Source organism: Halomonas beimenensis (assembly GCF_002549795.1).
Taxonomy (GTDB): Bacteria; Pseudomonadota; Gammaproteobacteria; order Pseudomonadales; family Halomonadaceae; genus Halomonas; species Halomonas beimenensis.
In genome coordinates, this window is the sequence record NZ_CP021435.1 from 3,432,951 (window position 1) to 3,450,693 (window position 17,743).

The 17,743-nt window shown below is 68.5% G+C and carries 17 protein-coding genes; 6 read left to right on the forward strand and 11 right to left on the reverse strand.

Annotation, left to right across the window (positions count from 1 at the left end; translation table 11 throughout):
* Nucleotides 1-137 precede the first annotated feature (137 nt).
* Nucleotides 138-2,885 (forward strand): aconitate hydratase AcnA, encoded by a 2,748-nt coding sequence (gene acnA / locus BEI_RS15930; RefSeq protein ID WP_097790444.1) that lies wholly within the window; start codon nucleotides 138-140, stop codon nucleotides 2,883-2,885.
* Nucleotides 2,886-2,986: 101 nt separating this feature from the next.
* On the opposite strand, the gene BEI_RS15935 is transcribed toward acnA, so the two are convergent.
* The 10 genes from BEI_RS15935 to radC form a co-directional block, all read right to left on the reverse strand.
* Entirely contained in the window at nucleotides 2,987-4,666 is a 1,680-nt protein-coding gene (locus BEI_RS15935; RefSeq protein ID WP_097790445.1) for an NAD-dependent malic enzyme, read from the reverse strand.
* Between the two features lie 303 nt (nucleotides 4,667-4,969).
* Nucleotides 4,970-5,995 carry a tryptophan--tRNA ligase gene (locus BEI_RS15940; protein ID WP_097790446.1) on the reverse strand — a complete coding sequence of 342 codons (1,026 nt, stop codon included), beginning with the start codon at nucleotides 5,993-5,995 and terminating at the stop codon, nucleotides 4,970-4,972.
* Nucleotides 5,996-6,178: 183 nt separating this feature from the next.
* On the reverse strand, nucleotides 6,179-7,294 hold the full coding sequence (gene ald / locus BEI_RS15945) for an alanine dehydrogenase (protein ID WP_097790447.1): 1,116 nt from the start codon (nucleotides 7,292-7,294) through the stop codon (nucleotides 6,179-6,181).
* A 178-nt stretch (nucleotides 7,295-7,472) separates the two neighbouring features.
* A complete protein-coding gene (locus BEI_RS15950; RefSeq protein ID WP_097790448.1) occupies nucleotides 7,473-7,907 on the reverse strand; it encodes an acyl-CoA thioesterase in 435 nt (144 codons plus the stop codon).
* Nucleotides 7,908-7,931: 24 nt separating this feature from the next.
* Nucleotides 7,932-8,252 carry a putative signal transducing protein gene (locus tag BEI_RS15955; protein WP_097790449.1) on the reverse strand — a complete coding sequence of 107 codons (321 nt, stop codon included), beginning with the start codon at nucleotides 8,250-8,252 and terminating at the stop codon, nucleotides 7,932-7,934.
* Nucleotides 8,253-8,303: 51 nt separating this feature from the next.
* Nucleotides 8,304-9,500 (reverse strand): class I SAM-dependent rRNA methyltransferase, encoded by a 1,197-nt coding sequence (locus BEI_RS15960; protein ID WP_097790450.1) that lies wholly within the window; start codon nucleotides 9,498-9,500, stop codon nucleotides 8,304-8,306.
* A gap of 85 nt (nucleotides 9,501-9,585) precedes the next feature.
* Nucleotides 9,586-10,407: a bifunctional DNA-formamidopyrimidine glycosylase/DNA-(apurinic or apyrimidinic site) lyase gene (gene mutM, locus BEI_RS15965; RefSeq protein ID WP_097790451.1), complete on the reverse strand. Its 822-nt coding sequence runs from the start codon at nucleotides 10,405-10,407 to the stop codon at nucleotides 9,586-9,588.
* Between the two features lie 127 nt (nucleotides 10,408-10,534).
* Complete coding sequence (gene rpmG / locus BEI_RS15970; protein ID WP_097790452.1) at nucleotides 10,535-10,690, reverse strand: 50S ribosomal protein L33; 156 nt, start codon at nucleotides 10,688-10,690, stop codon at nucleotides 10,535-10,537.
* Nucleotides 10,691-10,715: 25 nt separating this feature from the next.
* Nucleotides 10,716-10,952, reverse strand: a complete 237-nt coding sequence (gene rpmB / locus BEI_RS15975) for a 50S ribosomal protein L28 (protein ID WP_097790453.1) — start codon at nucleotides 10,950-10,952, stop codon at nucleotides 10,716-10,718.
* 138 nt (nucleotides 10,953-11,090) lie between these two features.
* Nucleotides 11,091-11,765 (reverse strand): RadC family protein, encoded by a 675-nt coding sequence (radC, locus tag BEI_RS15980; RefSeq protein WP_097790454.1) that lies wholly within the window; start codon nucleotides 11,763-11,765, stop codon nucleotides 11,091-11,093.
* 124 nt (nucleotides 11,766-11,889) lie between these two features.
* Here radC and coaBC point away from each other — a divergent pair, with 124 nt between their 5' ends.
* Genes coaBC through slmA form a run of 5 tightly spaced genes read left to right on the forward strand, consistent with a single transcriptional unit; the run spans nucleotide 11,890 to nucleotide 16,625 of the window.
* Nucleotides 11,890-13,113, forward strand: a complete 1,224-nt coding sequence (gene coaBC / locus BEI_RS15985) for a bifunctional phosphopantothenoylcysteine decarboxylase/phosphopantothenate--cysteine ligase CoaBC (RefSeq protein WP_097790455.1) — start codon at nucleotides 11,890-11,892, stop codon at nucleotides 13,111-13,113.
* 27 nt (nucleotides 13,114-13,140) lie between these two features.
* On the forward strand, nucleotides 13,141-13,608 hold the full coding sequence (dut, locus tag BEI_RS15990) for a dUTP diphosphatase (RefSeq protein ID WP_097790456.1): 468 nt from the start codon (nucleotides 13,141-13,143) through the stop codon (nucleotides 13,606-13,608).
* Between the two features lie 17 nt (nucleotides 13,609-13,625).
* The gene (locus BEI_RS15995) at nucleotides 13,626-15,023 is read left to right on the forward strand and encodes a phosphomannomutase/phosphoglucomutase (protein WP_097791125.1); all 1,398 of its coding nucleotides are present in this window, start codon (nucleotides 13,626-13,628) and stop codon (nucleotides 15,021-15,023) included.
* 33 nt (nucleotides 15,024-15,056) lie between these two features.
* Nucleotides 15,057-15,974, forward strand: a complete 918-nt coding sequence (gene argB / locus BEI_RS16000) for an acetylglutamate kinase (protein ID WP_097790457.1) — start codon at nucleotides 15,057-15,059, stop codon at nucleotides 15,972-15,974.
* Between the two features lie 39 nt (nucleotides 15,975-16,013).
* A complete protein-coding gene (gene slmA, locus BEI_RS16005; protein ID WP_097790458.1) occupies nucleotides 16,014-16,625 on the forward strand; it encodes a nucleoid occlusion factor SlmA in 612 nt (203 codons plus the stop codon).
* A 246-nt stretch (nucleotides 16,626-16,871) separates the two neighbouring features.
* Here the strand turns inward: slmA and rpoH are convergent, their stop codons facing one another.
* Entirely contained in the window at nucleotides 16,872-17,738 is an 867-nt protein-coding gene (gene rpoH, locus BEI_RS16010) for an RNA polymerase sigma factor RpoH (protein ID WP_097790459.1), read from the reverse strand.
* Between the last annotated feature and the right edge of the window lie 5 nt (nucleotides 17,739-17,743).

The window sequence follows — 17,743 nt, forward strand, 5'->3', positions numbered from 1 at the left end:
GGGGGGTGGCACGAGGCATTTCAAGGGCGAAGAGGAGGAACGCTGCGAACGCGTCGGTTGAAAAGGCCATCTATCATGACCATGTAGTCCCGCAGGACCAGGATGGTTCGTTCATTCCCCCGTGAAAGGAGGACAGCATGAGCACCGAGTCCCTACCGGAGACCCTGCAGACCCTCGAGGCCGCCGGCACCACCTACCACTACCATAGCCTGCCCAAGGCCGCGGAGACGCTGGGCAACATCGACCGCCTGCCGATGACCCTGAAGATCCTGCTGGAGAACCAGCTGCGCTTCGCCGGCCAGGAAGGCGTCTCCCGGGAGGACATGCAGGCCCTGGTCGACTGGCAGCAGGAGGCCACCTCCAGCCGGGAGATCGGCTATCGCCCGGCCCGGGTGCTGATGCAGGACTTCACCGGGGTCCCGGGGGTCGTCGACCTGGCCTCCATGCGGGCCGCCGTCGCCGCCCTCGGCGAGGAGCCCTCGCGCATCAACCCGCTGTCCCCGGTGGACCTGATCATCGATCACTCGGTGATGGTCGACGAGTTCGGCAACCCCAGTGCCTTCAAGGACAACGTCGCCATCGAGATGGAGCGCAACCGCGAGCGCTACGAGTTCCTGCGCTGGGGCCAGCAGGCCTTCGACAATTTCCGCGTGGTGCCGCCGGGCACCGGCATCTGTCACCAGGTGAACCTGGAATACCTGGGGCAGACGGTATGGACCAAGGAGGAGGACGGCAAGACGCTAGCCTATCCCGATACCCTGGTCGGCACCGACTCCCACACCACCATGATCAACGGCCTGGGCGTGCTGGGCTGGGGCGTGGGCGGCATCGAGGCCGAGGCGGCCATGCTCGGCCAGCCGGTCTCGATGCTGATCCCCGAGGTGGTGGGCTTCAAGCTCACCGGCAAGCTGCGCGAGGGCATCACCGCCACCGACCTGGTGCTGACGGTGACCCAGATGCTGCGCGAACGCGGCGTGGTGGGCAAGTTCGTCGAGTTCTACGGCGACGGCCTCAAGGACCTGCCGCTGGCCGACCGCGCCACCATCGCCAACATGTCGCCGGAGTTCGGGGCCACCTGTGCCTTCTTCCCGGTGGACGACGAGACGCTGCGCTACATGCGCCTGACCGGTCGCGACGACGCCCAGGTGGCGCTGGTCGAGGCCTACTGCAAGGCTCAGGGGCTGTGGCGCGAGCCCGGCCACGAGCCTGTCTACAGCGATACCCTGGCGCTGGACATGGGCGAGGTCGAGGCCAGCCTGGCCGGCCCCAAGCGGCCCCAGGACCGGGTCGCCCTCAAGGACATGCCCAGGGCCTTCGCCCAGGTGATGGACGACGACGGCAAGACCCTCACGCCCTCCGAGGACAAGGGCCGGCTGTTCTCCGAAGGCGGCCAGACCGCCGTGGGCGTCGAGGAGAGCTACGAGCATCACGACAGCCAGGAGGTCAGCCTGGACGGGGAGGCCTTCCGCCTCGACCCCGGCGCCGTGGTGATCGCCGCCATCACCTCCTGCACCAACACCTCCAATCCCAGCGTGATGCTGGCCGCCGGCCTGCTGGCCCGCAAGGCCCGGGAGAAGGGACTGACCACCAAGCCCTGGGTCAAGACCTCCCTGGCCCCCGGTTCCAAGGTGGTCACCGACTACCTGGCGGCCGGCGGCTTCCAGGAGGACCTGGATGCCCTGGGCTTCAACCTGGTGGGCTATGGCTGCACGACCTGCATCGGCAACTCCGGGCCGCTGCCCGAGCCCATCGAGCAGGCCATCACCGACGGCGACCTCACGGTGGCCTCGGTGCTCTCCGGCAACCGCAACTTCGAGGGCCGCATCCATCCCCTGGTCAAGACCAACTGGCTGGCCTCGCCGCCCCTGGTGGTGGCCTACGCCCTGGCCGGCAACGTCCAGAAGGACCTGGCCCGGGACCCGCTCGGGGTCGACCGTCACGGCCAGCCCGTCACCCTCAAGGACATCTGGCCCTCCCAGGCCGAGATCGCCGAGGCCGTCGAGAAGGTCAAGACCGAGATGTTCCGCAAGGAATACGCCGAGGTCTTCGAGGGCGACGAGACCTGGAAGGGGCTCCAGGTGCCGGAAAGCCAGGTCTACGAGTGGTCCACGGACTCCACCTACATCCAGCACCCGCCCTTCTTCGAGGGCATGGGCAAGACCCCGGCCCCGGTGGAGGACGTGGCCCACGCCCACATCCTGGCCCTGCTCGGCGACTCGGTGACCACCGACCACATCTCCCCGGCCGGCGCCATCAAGCCCGACAGCCCGGCGGGCCGCTACCTCCAGGAACGCGGCGTCAAGCCGGTGGACTTCAACTCCTACGGCTCGCGGCGGGGCAACCACGAGATCATGATGCGCGGCACCTTCGCCAACGTGCGCATCAAGAACGAGATGCTCGATGGGGTGGTCGGCGGCGAGACCCGCCATGTCCCCTCCGGGGAGCAGATGGCCATCTATGACGCGGCCATGAAGTACCAGGACGACGGCACGCCCCTGGTGGTGATCGCCGGCAAGGAATACGGCACCGGCTCCAGCCGGGACTGGGCGGCCAAGGGCACCCGGCTGCTCGGGGTACGTGCCGTGCTGGCCGAGTCCTTCGAGCGCATCCACCGCTCCAACCTGATCGGCATGGGCGTGGTGCCGCTGCAGTTCCCCGAGGGCGAGAGCCGCAAGACGCTGGGCCTGACCGGCGACGAGCGGGTGTCCATCACCGGCCTCGCCGACCTCACGCCGGGCGGCAAGGTCGAGGTGACCATCGAGAGCGACAAGGGCGAGAAGACGCTCGAGGCGCTGTGCCGCATCGATACCGCCAACGAGCTGGAGTACTACCGCCACGGCGGCATCCTGCACTACGTGCTGCGCAAGATGATTGGGTCGGCCTGACCAGGCCGATCCGAGGCACCCAGGAAGCGACAGGCCCCGCCGGTTGCCCGGCGGGGCCTGTTTTTTGTTCGGGCTTCGGGCTAGTGGCCCGCCGTCCGCCCCTAGAAGGACCGGCGGCGATAGCGCCGATACACCGGCGTCCAGAAGTTGCGCTCGATGGCCGCCCGCAGCGTGGGGCCATCGGTCTGCAGGGCCACGCCCTCCTGCTGCGCCTGCGCCGCCACCTCAAAGGCGATGGCCTTGGACAGCTCACGGATATCGGAGAGCGCCGGCAATACCGCGCCCTGGCCGGTCTTGGCCACCGGGGCCTCGCGGGCCAGGGCCCGGGAGGCCGACATCAGCATGGCATCGGTGACCCGCTTGGCCCCCGAGGCCTGCCCGCCCAGGCCGATCCCCGGGAAGATGTAGGCATTGTTGCACTGGGCGATGGGATAGCGACGCCCCTGGTACTCCACCGGCTGGAAGGGGCTGCCGGTGGCCACCATGGCCTGGCCGTCGGTCCAGCGAATCACGTCCTCGGGCACCGCCTCGGCCCGTGAGGTCGGGTTGGACAGCGGCATCACCAGCGGCGAGGCACAGCCCTCGTGCATGGTGCGGATGACCTCCTCGGTGAAGATGCCCTTCTGGCCGCAGACGCCGAGCAGCACGGTCGGCTTGATCCGCTTGACCACCTCCCGAAGCGACTGCCCGTCCCAGTCGGCGACCAGCGCCGGGTCCTGGGCCAGGCGGCGCTGGAAGCCGCGCAGCCATGCCTGGTCCTCGGTGACCAGGCCCTCGCGATCGACCATGAAGAGGCGGCGACGGGCCTCGGCCTCGGATAGCCCCTCGGCCTGCATGGCCACCACGATCTGCTCGGCGATGCCACAGCCCGCCGAACCCGCGCCCACGACCACCACCCGCTGGTCGCCCATGCCCTCGCCGCGCGCCTGACAGGCCGCCAGCAGGGTGCCCACGCAGACCGAGGCGGTGCCCTGGATGTCGTCGTTGAAGCAGCACAGCTCGTCGCGGTAGCGCTCGAGCAGCGGCAGGGCGTTGGTCTGCGCGAAGTCCTCGAACTGCAGCAGGACGTGGGGCCAGCGACGCTTCACCGCGGCGATGAACTCGGCCATGAAGGCGTCGTAGTCCTCCTGGGCGATACGCGGATGCCGCCAGCCCATGTACATCGGGTCGGCCAGCAGGGCCTCGTTGTTGGTCCCCACGTCCAGGGTGATCGGCAGGGTGTAGGCCGGGCTGATGCCGCCGCAGGCGGTGTACAGGGACAGCTTGCCGATGGGGATGCCCATGCCGCCGATGCCCTGGTCGCCCAGGCCCAGGATCCGCTCGCCGTCGGTGACCACGATCACCTTGACCTTGTCCTTGGTGGCGCTGCGCAGGATATCGTCCATGTAGTCGCGATCGGGGTAGGAGATGAACAGGCCCCGGTGGTTGCGATAGATGTTGGAGAACTCCTCGCAGGCCTGGCCGACCGTGGGGGTGTAGATGATCGGCAGCATCTCCTCGAGATGCTCGGACACCAGCCGGAAGTAGAGGGTCTCGTTGTCGTCCTGGATGGCGCGCAGGTAGATGTGGCGATCCAGGTCGTTCTGGCACTGACGATACTGGCGATAGGCCCGCTCCGCCTGCTCCTCGATGGTCTCGACGTTCTGGGGCAGCAGGCCGATCAGGTTGAACTCACGGCGTTCCTCGTGGGTGAAGGCACTCCCCTTGTTGAGCAGGGGCATCTCGAGCAAGGGGGGCCCGGCGTAGGGCACATAGAGGGGGCGCTTGGCTTCACTGGTCATCGAATCGTCTCGTGCTAGGTCGGAAATCCGGGCCGTATAGGTGGCGCTCTGCTGGCACCTTGGGCGCTACTCTATCACGACGACGCCCCGGTCATGGACACGGGGCGTCGCGCGTCGGCCGAACCGGCGTCTTTCAGGCTAGCAGCCTGTCGGACTTAACGCTGATCTACTGCGAATCCCGGTCTTTTCGGCCAACTTGATTCGATCCATTTCGTGAAATAGCGGGCTATTCGCCTCAATCGATCGATCAATTTGACTCGAAATCCGTGATTCTCGTGACGATCGGTCAAACCCGACAGGCTGCTAGACGAAGCGGCCGAGTCCCACCGCCTGGCGCAGGCGATCCATGAAGGGCGCGGCCTCGGCCCGGGCCTTCTCGGCGCCCTGGCGGAGCACCGCCTCGATGTGGCCGGGGTCCTCCAGCAGCGCCTGATAGCGCTCCCGGGGCTCGCGCAGATGGGCGTTGAGGTACTCGAAGACCCGGTTCTTGGCCTCGCCCCAGCCGATGCCGCCCTCGTACTCGGCACGCATGGCCGCGGCCTCCTCGGCGGTGGCGAAGGCCGAGTAGATCTGGAAGAGGGTGCAGGTATCCGGATCCTTGGGCTCGCCGGGCTCCAGGGAGTTGGTCTTGATCTTGCGCACCAGCTTGAGCAGCTTCTTCTCGGAGACGAACAGCGGGATGGTGTTGTTGTAGCTCTTGGACATCTTGCGGCCGTCCAGGCCCCCCAGCACCTCGACGCGCTCGTCCACCACCGCCTCGGGCAGGGTGAAGTACTGGCCCTTGTAGAGGTGGTTGAAGCGCCCCGCCATGTCCCGGGCCATCTCGATATGCTGGATCTGGTCGCGCCCCACCGGCACGCGCTGGGCGTTGAACATCAGGATGTCCGCGGCCATCAGCACCGGATAGCCGAACAGCCCCATGGTGATGCCCTTGTCGGGATCCTGGTTGCCGGCCTCCTCGTTCTCGGCCACCGCCGCCTTGTAGGCATGGGCGCGGTTCATCAGGCCCTTGGCGCAGACGCAGGACAGCATCCAGGTCAGCTCGGGGATCTCGGGGATGTCCGACTGGCGATAGAAGACGGCATTGTCCGTGTCCAGGCCCAGCGCCAGCCAGGTGGCGGCGATCTCCAGGCGGGACTGCTCGACGCGCTTGGGATCCTGGCACTTGATCAGGGCATGCAGGTCGGCGAGGAAATAGTAGGACTGGACGCTGGGGTCCTGGCTCGCGGCGATGGCGGGCTTGATGGCTCCGACGTAGTTGCCCAGGTGGGGCGTGCCGGTGGTGGTGATGCCCGTGAGGACGCGGGTCTTGTCGGACGTTGCGGTCATGGAAGCGGGACTCTGCTGACTCTCGAATGCCCGCTATGGTAACGCGGCGCCCCGATCAAGGCGACCGGCCAGCCGATGCCGACGGGTCCCGCGATCCCTCCGACGCCGATGCCACGGCAGGCACGCGAAAAGGCCGGGGCCCCTCGCGGGAGCCCCGGCCTCTCGTCGGCTGCCGGTCCGGCCTTAGCCGATCAGCTTGGCGGTCTCCACGCAGTCGAGGCCGAAGGCATCGGCGACGGCCGGGTAGGTGACCTGCCCCTCGTGGACGTTGAGCCCTTCGGCGAAGTGCGCATCGTCGGCCAGCGCCTGCTTCCAGCCCTTGTCGGCCAGGGCGACGACGAAGGGCATGGTGGCGTTGGTCAGGGCCTGGGTGGAGGTCCGCGCCACGGCGCCCGGCATGTTGGCCACGCAGTAGTGCACCACCCCGTCCACCACATAGGTGGGCTCGGCATGGGTGGTGGGCTTGCTGGTCTCGAAGCAGCCGCCCTGATCGATGGCCACGTCCACCAGCACGCTGCCGGGCTTCATGTCGGCGAGCATGGCGCGGGTGATCAGCTTGGGCGCGGCGGCGCCGGGCACCAGGACGGCGCCGATGATCAGGTCGGACTCGCGCACCGCCTCTTCCAGGCTGTCGGCGGTGGAGAAGACGGTCTTCATGCGGCCCTGGTAGCGATCGTCGAGGGTTTCCAGGCGCGGGATGGACTTGTCCAGCACGGTGACCTCGGCGCCGAGCCCCAGGGCCATGCGGGCGGCGTTCTCGCCGACCACGCCGCCACCGATGACGGTGACCCTGGCCGGGGCCACGCCCGGTACGCCCGGCAGCAGCACGCCGGCGCCGCCCTGGGCCTTCTCCAGGCTGTGGGCACCTGCCTGGACGGCCATGCGGCCGGCGACGGTGCTCATCGGCGCCAGCAGCGGCAGGCCGCCCTGGGGCGCGGTGATGGTCTCGTAGGCGATGCAGGTGGCGCCGCTTTCCATCAGGCCGCGGGTCAGGTCTTCCTCGGCGGCCAGGTGCAGGTAGGTGAACAGGGTCTGCCCCTTGGACAGGCGCGCGACCTCCTCGGGCTGGGGCTCCTTGACCTTGAGGATCAGTTCCGCCTCGCTCCAGACCTTGGCCACGTCGCCCTCCAGGCGTGCCCCGGCGGCCTCGTAGTCGGCATCCGGGAAACCGGCGCCTTCCCCGGCACCGGCCTGGACCGTCACCTCATGGCCGCGGGCGACGAGTTCCCGGGCGCCGGTGGGAGTCAGGGCGACACGGTATTCGTGGTTCTTGATTTCCTTGGGGACGGCGATCTTCATGGAAAGTCCTCCGGTGCATGAACAGGGGATGACAACGGCGTGTCACCTCATTACAGCACAACAGAACGATCACGGTGAGATCACGGAACAAAAAGACAAAAATCTCAGGAAAAACCCCGGCGACCCATAAAATTCCACCACCAAGAGGAAGAAAAACAGAAATCGACTCGACGGACGATCATTCCTTGACCATCGCTCGACCGTAGCTGGCCAGGAAGACCTCGGGCAGGCGGCGGGGGCGACCGCTGGAGAGGGCGATGCAGGCGAAGCGGGTGCGAGCCCGCAACAGGGTCCGTCCGTCGCGGGGCCGCCACAGCTGGAAGCGTCGCGTCAGGGTGAGGCGGCCATCGCAGTCGACGATCCAGGTGGCCAGCCGCAGCCGGTCTCCGACGAAGGCCGGCGCCAGATAATCCAGCTCGTGGCGATGCACGACCATGGCCCGGTCCAGCGCCCGGTAGCGAGCCAGGTCCAGCCCGAGCGTGGCCGAGTGGGCCCAGCTCGCCCGCTCCACCCAGCGCAGGTACTCGGCGTTGTTGGCGTGACCGAACTCGTCGAGGTGCGACGCCTCGACCTCGATATCGATCACGAAGGGAGTGGGCAGGTCCCAGGACATGGCGCGTGTCTCCTCGGACGGGATTCAGGGCCGGGCACGGCCGCAGTTCCAGCAGGTGTCGAACACGCCTTCCAGACGCTCGCCGCAGCCGGAACAGGTCCAGGGCGGCCGGTCGTCGCCCTCGCTCAGGGCCTCGCGGAGCAAGGCCTCGGCCCGGGGCCGGTTGTGCGGCGCCACCCAGACCTCCGGCTCGCACTCTCCGGGAGGCAGCTCGCCGGCGGCGCCGCCCAGCGTCAGGTTGCGTCGCTCGACGGGGATGCCGGCGGCCTCGAGCAGGTTGGCTCCATGGCCGACCAGCAGGGGGTTGGCATGGGCGAAGACGCGAACGAAGTCGAAGTCACTCATCGGGCAGCTCGCCACGGGCAAGAGCCGGACCGGAGCCCGGCTCCGCCACGATTAGTCGCGGAAGACGCGCACGCCCAGCGCCTTGAGGTAGGAGGTCTCGGGAATCGCCGGATGCACCGGGTGATCCGGCCCCTGGTGGCCCTGGAAGAGGATCTGGGCGTGGCGATCCTGGTGGCGTGCGGCGCCGCGCACCACGTCCACCAGCCGTTCCGGGGCCAGGTGCATGGAGCAGGAGGCCGAGAGCAGCAGGCCGTCGCGCCCCAGCAGACGCATGGCCTCACGATTGAGCTTGCCATAGGCGCGCTCGCCGGCGGGGATGTCCTTGCGCTTCTTGATGAAGGCCGGTGGGTCGAGGATCACCACGTCGAACTGCTCGCCGTCGGCCTTGAGGGCGGCCAGGGCCTCGAAGGCATCGCCCTCGCCCACCGCGACCTGCTCGTGCAGCCCGTTGAGCGCGGCATTCTCGGCGACCCGCTCGAGGGCCGGGTCGCTGGCGTCCACGCAGAGCACCTCGCTGGCCCCATGGGCGGCGGCCTGCACTCCCCAGCCGCCCACGTAGCTGAACAGGTCCAGCACCCGCTTGCCGGCCACGAGGCCGTTGAGCCAGGCCCGGTTGGCGCGATGGTCGAAGAACCAGCCGGTCTTCTGACCCTCGAGGACCGGGGCGATGAAGCGCACGCCGTTCTCCTCGAGCTCGACGGCCTCGGGCAGTTCCCCCTGGATCACCTCGACCCCGTCGGCCAGGCCTTCCTGGCGCCGGCCGGCGGTGTCGTTGCGCAGCACCACCGCCCGGGGGCCGAGCACCTTCTCCAGGGCATCGAGAAGGGGTTCGAGCACTGCCTCCATGCCGGCGGTGTTGAGCTGCACCACCAGGATGTCGCCGTAGCGGTCGATGATCAGTCCCGGGAGCAGGTCGCCCTCGCCATGCACCAGGCGATAGAAGGGCTTGTCGAAGAGCCGCTGGCGCAGTGCCAGGGCCTGGTTCAGCCGGTGCACCAGCAACGAGCGGTCGAGCCCCTGACCCGGATCCCGCGAGACCAGCCGGGCACAGATCAGCGAGTGGGCATTGACGTAGGCCACGCCCAGCGGCTTGCCGTTCGCGGCCTCCACCACGGCCTGCTCGCCGGGGGCGAAGGCCTTGAGCGGGGTGGCCTCGGTGTCGATCTCGTTGGAATACAGCCAGAGATGGCCGGCCTTGAGCCGGCGATCGGCGTTCTTCTTGAGGCGCAGTGAGCGTAGGGCGGTCATGTCGGAACTCTCGTCATGAGGGCATTCAGGGAGCACCACCGGAACCGGGTCCGGTCGGCGCGTCGATACGGGAACGGGGCCGCCGTCAGGTCTGGCACTGGCCGCAGAAGACGCTGGCCCGCTGCCCCAGGATCACCAGGCGCAGGTCGGCGCCGCAGCGTCGGCAGGGCTCGCCGTCGCGCCCGTAGACGTTGAGGCGCTGGGCGAAGTAGCCGGGTTCGCCGGTCCCCCCGACGAAGTCGCGCAGGGTGGTGCCGCCCTGAGTGATGGCGGCGGCCAGCACCTCGCGGACCGCGGCCGCCAGCCGGGTGTAGCGTTCCCGGGAGATCCGTCCGGCGGCCCGGCGGGGATCGATCCCGGCCAGGAACAGGGCCTCGGCGGCATAGATGTTGCCGACGCCCACCACCACGGCATTGTCCATCAGGAATGGCTTGACGGCCAGGCGGCGGCCCCGGGACATCGCATACAGCCGCTCCCCGTCGAAGCCTTCGGAGAGCGGCTCCGGGCCCAGCCTGGCGAGGCGCGAATCCTGCGTCGCATCGCCGGCCAGCCAGTCGACGAAGCCGAAGCGACGGGGATCGTGATAGCGCAGCACGGCTCCGTCCGCCATCACCAGGTCCAGATGGTCGTGTTTCCTGGGCAGCTCGCCGAGCCGGACGATGCGCAGACTTCCGGACATGCCGAGGTGCCACAGCAGGCTGGCGGGCTCACCCTCGAAGGGCATCAACAGGTACTTGGCCCGCCGCGAGAGCGTGCCGATGCGGGCGCCCACCAGCCGATCGATCAGGTCATCGGGGACCGGCAGGCGCAGGCGGGACTGGCGCACGATCACCTCGGTGATCTCGCGTCCCTCCACGTGAGGGGCGATGCCACGTCGGGTGGTCTCGACTTCGGGCAGTTCTGGCATGGGGAAGTCCGATGGGATCAATACGCAAGAACCCGACCATGGGGCCGGGTTCTGGCGGACAGGCCTTGCAACCTGCGGAAGGATGCCTTCGAGCAAGGCCGATGCGCGGCTGCGCTCGGCCCCGCGATCACTTGATCTTGGCTTCCTTGTACATCACGTGCTTGCGGACCACCGGGTCGTACTTCTTCATTTCGAGCTTGTCCGGGGTGTTCCGCTTGTTCTTGTCGGTGGTGTAGAAATGGCCGGTACCGGCGCTGGACACCATTCGAATCTTGTCACGCATGAGTCTTCTCCCTTGCTGGGTACGCTTAGACGGCTTCGCCGCGCTTGCGAATGTCGCTGAGCACCGCCTCGATGCCCTTCTTGTCGATGATGCGCATGCCCTTGGAGGAGACGCGCAGCTTGACGAAGCGCTTCTCGGACTCCACCCAGAAACGGTGGCTGTGCAGGTTGGGCACGAAACGACGACGCGTCTTGCGCTGGGAGTGTGAGACGTTATTACCAGTCACCGGGCGCTTGCCGGTAACCTGACATACTTTGGACATGAGAGCCTCCAACCGCTTGGCGAGTTGTTCAAAACCTGTCGGGCAAACCGGGACGACCCCGTTGTCATTTGACCCAAGGGAATTCAAAGGCTGCACTTTATACCAGAGTCGGCGATGCCAGACAAGCGACGCGGCGGATTATATCAGCCCTCGCTCGGCGAAGGACACCACCTCGCCGTCGCCGACCACGAAATGGTCCAGCACCCGGATCTCGAACAGCCCCAGGGCCTCCTTGAGCCGTTCCGTGATGCGACGGTCGGCGTCGCTGGGCTCGGCCACGCCGGAAGGGTGATTGTGCGCCAGGATGAGCGCACCGGCGCCCAGCTCCAGCGCCCGCCGGGCCACTTCCCGGGGATAGACGGACGCGCTGTCCAGGGTGCCGCGGAACAGCGACTCGAAGCGAATCACCCGGTGCTGGCTGTCGAGGAACAGCGCCGCGAACTCCTCGTGGCCGAGATGACGCAGCCGCGAGGCCAGATAGGCGCGCACCAGGGCCGGCGAAGTCAGCGCCCCCTCGCGGTCGAGGCGGCTGGCCAGGTGGCGCCGGGACAGCTCCAGCACCGCCTGGAGCTGCACGAACTTGGCCTCGCCCAGGCCACGCTCGGCACAGAAGCGGGCACGCTCGGCCTCGAGCAAGGGGCGCAGGCCGCCGAAGGCAGACAGCAGGTCCCGGGCCAGGTCCACCGCCGAACGCCCCGAGACGCCCACACGCAGGAAGATCGCCAGCAGCTCCGCATCGGAGAGCGCCTCCGCCCCCAGCGCCAGCAACTTCTCCCTGGGGCGCTCGCCCTCCGGCCAGTCGCGAATCGACATCTCGGCCTCCTTGCCCGGCTCGTCCTGGCCTTAGTGTAGCCGGCGCGTCGTGGCGTGAGCGCGGCTACGCAAGCTGGCGGCCGAATGGTAAGGTAGTCGCCCAGATTCACGCTCGGATACCGCCATGTCGACAGTCCCCCGCCGACGCGTCCTGCTCGGCATCAGCGCCGGCATCGCCGCCTACAAGAGCGCCCAGCTCGCCCGTCTGCTCAGGCAGGCGGGGCACGAGGTGCGGGTGGTGATGACCGAGGGCGCCCAGGCCTTCATTGCACCGCTCACGCTCCAGGCGCTGACCGGGGAGCCGGTGCGCACCTCGTTGCTCGACCCCGAGGCCGAGGCCGGCATGGGCCATATCGAGCTGGCCCGCTGGGCCGACCTGATCCTCATCGCCCCGGCCACCGCGGACCTGATGGCGCGACTGGCCCAGGGCCACGCCGACGACCTGCTCACGACCCTGTGCCTGGCCAGCGACGCCGAGAAGGTCATGGCCCCGGCCATGAACCAGGCCATGTGGCGTCACCCCGCCACCGCGCGAAACGCGCGCCGGCTGGCCGAGGACGGCTGGCGCCTGCTGGGCCCGGACAGCGGTGACCAGGCCTGCGGCGACGTCGGACCGGGGCGCATGCTCGAGCCCGAGGCCCTGCTGGCCGCCCTGTCGACGCCGGAGGACCGTCCGGCCGACGGCCTGACCGTGGTGATCACCGCCGGCCCCACCCGCGAACCCCTGGATCCGGTGCGTTATCTGTCGAACCACAGCTCCGGGAAGATGGGCTTCGCCCTGGCCGCCGCCGCGGCGGCCCTCGGCGCCCGGGTGCACCTGATCAGCGGTCCGGTGGCCCTGGCCACGCCCATCGGCGTGGAACGCCATGACGTGGAAAGTGCCCGGGAGATGCATGACGCGGCCCACCGCCTGGCGGGCGAGTGCGCGCTCTTCATCGGCTGCGCCGCGGTGGCCGACTACCGGGCCGAGGCGCCCGCCGAGCACAAGCTGAAGAAGCGCGAGGGGGAGGACGGCCTCACCCTGCGCCTCGTGAAGAACCCCGACATCATCGCCTCCGTCGCCGCGCGCCCCGACCGCCCCTACGTGGTGGGGTTCGCCGCCGAGACCCGCGACCTGGAGGCCTACGCCCGCGACAAGCTCGCCCGCAAGGGCCTGGACATGGTGGTGGCCAACGACGTCTCGCGCCAGGGGCTGGGCTTCGGCGCCGATGACAACGCCGCCCTGCTGCTCTGGCGGGAGGCCGAGGGCGAGGGGCAGGAGGACCTGCCGCCGCAGCCCAAGGCGCGCCTGGCCGAGGCCGTGCTCCGCCGGGCCCTCGAGCGCCTGGCCGCCACCGACCGTTCCTGATTCCCCGACCTCAGCTGGAAACTCCCGATGCCGACCTTTCCCGACCGCCCCCGCCTCGCCGTCAAGCTGCTCGACGAACGGATGCGCGACTACCTGCCCCATTACGCCACCGCCGGCTCCGCCGGCATGGACCTGCGCGCCCTGCTGGATGAGCCAATGACCCTGGCACCCGGTGCCTGCGAGCTGGTGCGTACCGGCCTGGCCATCCATATCGCCGACCCGGGGCTCGCCGGCATGATCCTCCCCCGCTCCGGGCTCGGCCACAAGCACGGCATCGTGCTGGGCAACCTGGTGGGCCTGATCGATTCCGACTACCAGGGCGAGCTGATGATCTCGGTGTGGAACCGCGGCGACGCGACCTTCACCCTGGAACCCTTCGAGCGCCTGGCCCAGTATGTCCTGGTGCCGGTGGTACAGGCCGAGCTCGAGGTGGTCGACGACTTCGATGCCAGCGCCCGGGGCGAAGGCGGCTTCGGTCACTCGGGACGCCAATGAACAAGGACGACGACATCATGAGCACAGCCAACACCTGCCCCGCCCCGGCCTCCATCTTCCGCGCCTACGATATCCGCGGCATCGTCGACGACAGCGCCGCGGAGGCCGGCGTCGAGGGCATCGGCAGGGCGATCGGCAGCGCCGCCCGAGCCAGGGGCGAGAACCGGGTCGTGGTCGCCCGGGACGGGCGCCTCTCCGGCCCCCGCCTGCTGGCCGCCCTGACACGAGGCCTGACCGCCAGCGGTTGCGACGTGGTCGACATCGGCATGGTGCCGACCCCGGTGCTCTACTTCGCCACCCATGTGCTGGACGGCACCGCCTCCGGCGTCATGGTCACCGGCAGCCATAACCCCCCGGACTACAACGGCTTCAAGATCGTGCTGGGCGGCGAGACCCTGTCCGGCGAGGCGATCACCGACCTGCACCGCCGCCTCGCGGAAGGCGACCTGACCGAGGGCGCGGGCCGGCTCATCGAGGAAGACGTCCGCGAGGCCTACCTGGCGCGCATCCTCGGCGACATCACGCTCGACCGTCCGCTCAAGGCGGTGGTCGACTGCGGCAACGGCGTGGCCGGCGAGCTCGAGCCGGCGCTGGTGGAGCGCCTGGGTGTCGAGACGATCCCGCTCTATGCCGAGATCGACGGCACCTTCCCGAACCATCACCCGGACCCCGGCAAGCCGGAGAACCTGGTGGACCTGATCCGCACCGTGCAGGAGACCGGCGCCGACATCGGCCTGGCCTTCGACGGCGACGGCGATCGCCTGGGGGTGATCACGCCGAAGGGCGAGCTGATCTATCCCGATCACCTGATGATGGCCTTCGCCGAGGACCTGCTGGAGCGCAATCCCGGGGCCCGGGTGATCTTCGACGTCAAGTGCACCGGCAACCTGGCCCGGGTCATCGAGGAGGCCGGCGGCACCCCGGAGATGTGGCGCACCGGCCATTCCCTCATCAAGGGCCGCATGAAGGAGACCGGCGCCCTGCTCGCCGGCGAGATGAGTGGCCACATCTTCTTCAAGGAGCGCTGGTACGGCTTCGACGACGGCCTCTATGGCGCCGCCCGCCTGCTCGAGGTGCTGTCGCGCCAGGACCTCGACGCCGACGCCTTCTTCGCCCGCTACCCCCAGGACCTGGGTACGCCGGAGATCAATGTGGCGGTGACCGACGAGACCAAGTTCGACCTCGTGGCGCGGCTGGCCCGGGAGGGCGACTTCGGCGAGGATGGCGTCAAGACCACCCTGGACGGCATTCGCGTGGACTATCCGGACGGCTGGGGCCTGTGCCGGGCGTCCAACACCACCCCCGTGCTGGTGCTGCGCTTCGAGGGCAAGAGCGAGGCCGCCCTCGAGCGGATCCGGGCACGCTTCGCCGGGGCCCTGCGGCAGGTGGCGCCGGATCTCGAGGCCGCGCTGTGACCCGCCCCGACGAGACGACAAAGGGAAGATGACATGACCGAACAGACCCGCGACCCCCGCCAGGTGGTGGAGGTGCTTTCCGAGGCCTTGCCCTACATCCAGCGCTTCTCCGGCAAGACCGTGGTGGTCAAGTACGGCGGCAACGCCATGACCGAGGACACGCTGATCGACTCCTTCGCCCGGGACATGGTGCTGATGAAGGAGGTCGGCATCAATCCGGTGGTGGTGCACGGCGGCGGCCCGCAGATCGGCGAGCTGCTCGAGAAGCTCAAGATCGAGTCGCGCTTCGTCAACGGCATGCGGGTCACCGACGCCGAGACCATGGACGTGGTCGAGATGGTGCTGGGCGGCCTGGTCAACAAGGGCATCGTCAACCTGATCAACCAGTGCGGCGGCAAGGCCATCGGCCTGACCGGCAAGGACGGCGCCCAGATCCGTGCCCGCCAGCTCAAGGTGGAGCACCAGAGCCCCGAGATGACCGCCCCGGAGATCATCGACATCGGCCACGTGGGCGAGGTGGAGCACATCTCCACCGACCTGATCGAGATGCTCGCCGCCCGGGACTTCATCCCGGTGATCGCCCCCATCGGCATCGACGAGGCGGGACGCAGCTACAACATCAACGCCGACCTGGTCGCCGGCAAGGTGGCCGAGGCCCTGGACGCCGAGAAGCTGATGCTGCTGACCAACGTGGCCGGCCTGATGAATGCCGAGGGCGAGGTGCTCACCGGCCTGACCACCGCCCAGGTGGACGCCCTCATCGCCGACGGCACCATCCATGGCGGCATGCTGCCCAAGATCCGCTGCGCCCTGGATGCCGTGAAGGGAGGCGTGGCCAGCGCCCATATCATCGACGGCCGCGTGCCCCACGCCACCCTGCTGGAGATCTTCACCAACGCCGGCGTGGGCACCCTGATCACCAACGCAAGAAGCGACGAATCAGCCGGCTGAGACCGGTTTCCCTCAAGGACCGACAAGAAAAGAACCGCTATGACGCAGGCAACCCCCACCCCCAGCCGCCGGGAGCAGATCCTCCAGGGGCTGGCCCTGATGCTGGAGGAAGACAGCGGCAAGCGCATCACCATCGCCGCCCTGGCACGACAGGTCGGCGTCTCGGAGGCCGCGCTCTACCGCCACTTCCCCAGCAAGGCCCGGATGTTCGAGGGGCTCATCGAGTTCATCGAGCAGACGCTGTTCGAACGCATCGGCCGCATCCTCGAGGAGGTTCCCGAGGCCCTGCCCCGCTGCCACCAGATCCTCACCCTGGTGCTGGCCTTCGCCGAGAAGAACCCCGGCCTGTCGCGGCTGCTGGGCGGCGATGTGCTGACCGGCGAGACGGCACGGCTGCGCCAGCGCATCCACCAGCTCTTCGAGCGCCTGGAGACCCAGCTCAAGCAGGTGCTGCGCGAGGCGGAGCTGCGCGAGGGGCTCCGGCCCGCCCTGCCCATCCCGGCCGCCGCCAACCTGCTGGTCGCCCAGGCCGAGGGCCGCATCGCCCAGTACGTGCGCAGCGACTTCCGCCGGCTGCCCACCGGACACTGGGAGGACCAGTGGCCGGCCCTCTCCGCCCGGCTGATGCGCGAGGGCGTCCAGACGGCATAACGGCAAGCTGCAAGCTGCAAGCTGCAAGCTGCAAGCTGCAAGCTGCAAGCTGCAAGCTGCAAGCTGCAAGCTGCAAGCTGCAAGCTGCAAGCTGCAAGCTGCAAGCTGCAAGCTGCAAGCTGCAAGCTGCAAGTCAGCAGCGTGAGATCGTCCGCAGAAAAGAAAACCCCGAAGGTTGGATTGGGTGTCCAACTTTCGGGGTGCAGTTCAAGCCTTCGGGGTTTTCTTGTAGCTCGGCGCTGTGCGTCAGGCCGCCAGGGTGTCGCCGATATGCTGGCGAATCTTCTTCATGGCGTTCTTCTCGAGCTGGCGGATGCGCTCGGCGGAGACGCCATAGACGTCGGCCAGCTCATGCAGCGTGGCCTTGTCGTCGGCCAGCCAGCGCCGCTGGAGAATGTCCCGAGAACGCTCGTCGAGCCCTTCCAGGGCCCGCTGCAGGCGGCGGGTGGCGTCCTCTTCCCAGTCGCTGTCCTCGAGCTGGGCGGCCGGATCCTGGCCAGCATCATCGAGGTAGTGCACCGGCGCCTGATAGGCGGATTCCTCGTCCTCGCCGGGGGCGGCGTCGAAGCCGGCGTCGTGGGCCGAGAGGCGGCCTTCCATCTCGCGGACCACTTCGGGCTTGACGTCGAGATCCTTGGCGATCGCCTCGACCTCGTCGTTGTTCAGCCAGGCCAGGCGCTTCTTGGCGCTGCGCAGGTTGAAGAACAGCTTGCGCTGGGCCTTGGTGGTGGCGATCTTGACGATCCGCCAGTTGCGCAGCACGAACTCGTGGATCTCCGCCTTGATCCAGTGCACGGCGAACGACACCAGCCGGACCCCCTGGTTGGGGTCGAAGCGCTTGACGGCCTTCATCAGGCCGACGTTGCCCTCCTGGATCAGGTCGGCCTGGGCCAGGCCATAGCCGGCGTAGCTGCGCGCGATGTGCACCACGAAACGCAGGTGCGATAGCACCAGACGGCGTGCGGCTTCGAGATCCCCCTCCTCGTGCAGGCGGAAGGCCAGCTCACGCTCCTCCTCGACGGAGAGCATGGGAATGCCGTTCACCGCCTGGATGTAACCGTTGAGATCGTGGCCCGGGGAAAGGTGGCCCACCGGCAGAAGACTGGTGCTCATGTGCA

Coding starts and splice junctions, on each gene's coding strand:
- BEI_RS15940 (WP_097790446.1), bottom strand. CDS start 5,995: ATGACCGCAACGTCCGACAAGACCCGCGTCCTCACGGGCATCACCACC.
- BEI_RS15950 (WP_097790448.1), bottom strand. CDS start 7,907: ATGTCCTGGGACCTGCCCACTCCCTTCGTGATCGATATCGAGGTCGAG.
- dut (WP_097790456.1), top strand. CDS start 13,141: ATGCCGACCTTTCCCGACCGCCCCCGCCTCGCCGTCAAGCTGCTCGAC.
- rpoH (WP_097790459.1), bottom strand. CDS start 17,738: ATGAGCACCAGTCTTCTGCCGGTGGGCCACCTTTCCCCGGGCCACGAT.
- ald (WP_097790447.1), bottom strand. CDS start 7,294: ATGAAGATCGCCGTCCCCAAGGAAATCAAGAACCACGAATACCGTGTC.
- rpmB (WP_097790453.1), bottom strand. CDS start 10,952: ATGTCCAAAGTATGTCAGGTTACCGGCAAGCGCCCGGTGACTGGTAAT.
- mutM (WP_097790451.1), bottom strand. CDS start 10,407: ATGCCAGAACTGCCCGAAGTCGAGACCACCCGACGTGGCATCGCCCCT.
- BEI_RS15955 (WP_097790449.1), bottom strand. CDS start 8,252: ATGAGTGACTTCGACTTCGTTCGCGTCTTCGCCCATGCCAACCCCCTG.
- BEI_RS15935 (WP_097790445.1), bottom strand. CDS start 4,666: ATGACCAGTGAAGCCAAGCGCCCCCTCTATGTGCCCTACGCCGGGCCC.
- acnA (WP_097790444.1), top strand. CDS start 138: ATGAGCACCGAGTCCCTACCGGAGACCCTGCAGACCCTCGAGGCCGCC.
- BEI_RS15995 (WP_097791125.1), top strand. CDS start 13,626: ATGAGCACAGCCAACACCTGCCCCGCCCCGGCCTCCATCTTCCGCGCC.
- BEI_RS15960 (WP_097790450.1), bottom strand. CDS start 9,500: ATGACCGCCCTACGCTCACTGCGCCTCAAGAAGAACGCCGATCGCCGG.
- argB (WP_097790457.1), top strand. CDS start 15,057: ATGACCGAACAGACCCGCGACCCCCGCCAGGTGGTGGAGGTGCTTTCC.
- radC (WP_097790454.1), bottom strand. CDS start 11,765: ATGTCGATTCGCGACTGGCCGGAGGGCGAGCGCCCCAGGGAGAAGTTG.
- coaBC (WP_097790455.1), top strand. CDS start 11,890: ATGTCGACAGTCCCCCGCCGACGCGTCCTGCTCGGCATCAGCGCCGGC.
- slmA (WP_097790458.1), top strand. CDS start 16,014: ATGACGCAGGCAACCCCCACCCCCAGCCGCCGGGAGCAGATCCTCCAG.
- rpmG (WP_097790452.1), bottom strand. CDS start 10,690: ATGCGTGACAAGATTCGAATGGTGTCCAGCGCCGGTACCGGCCATTTC.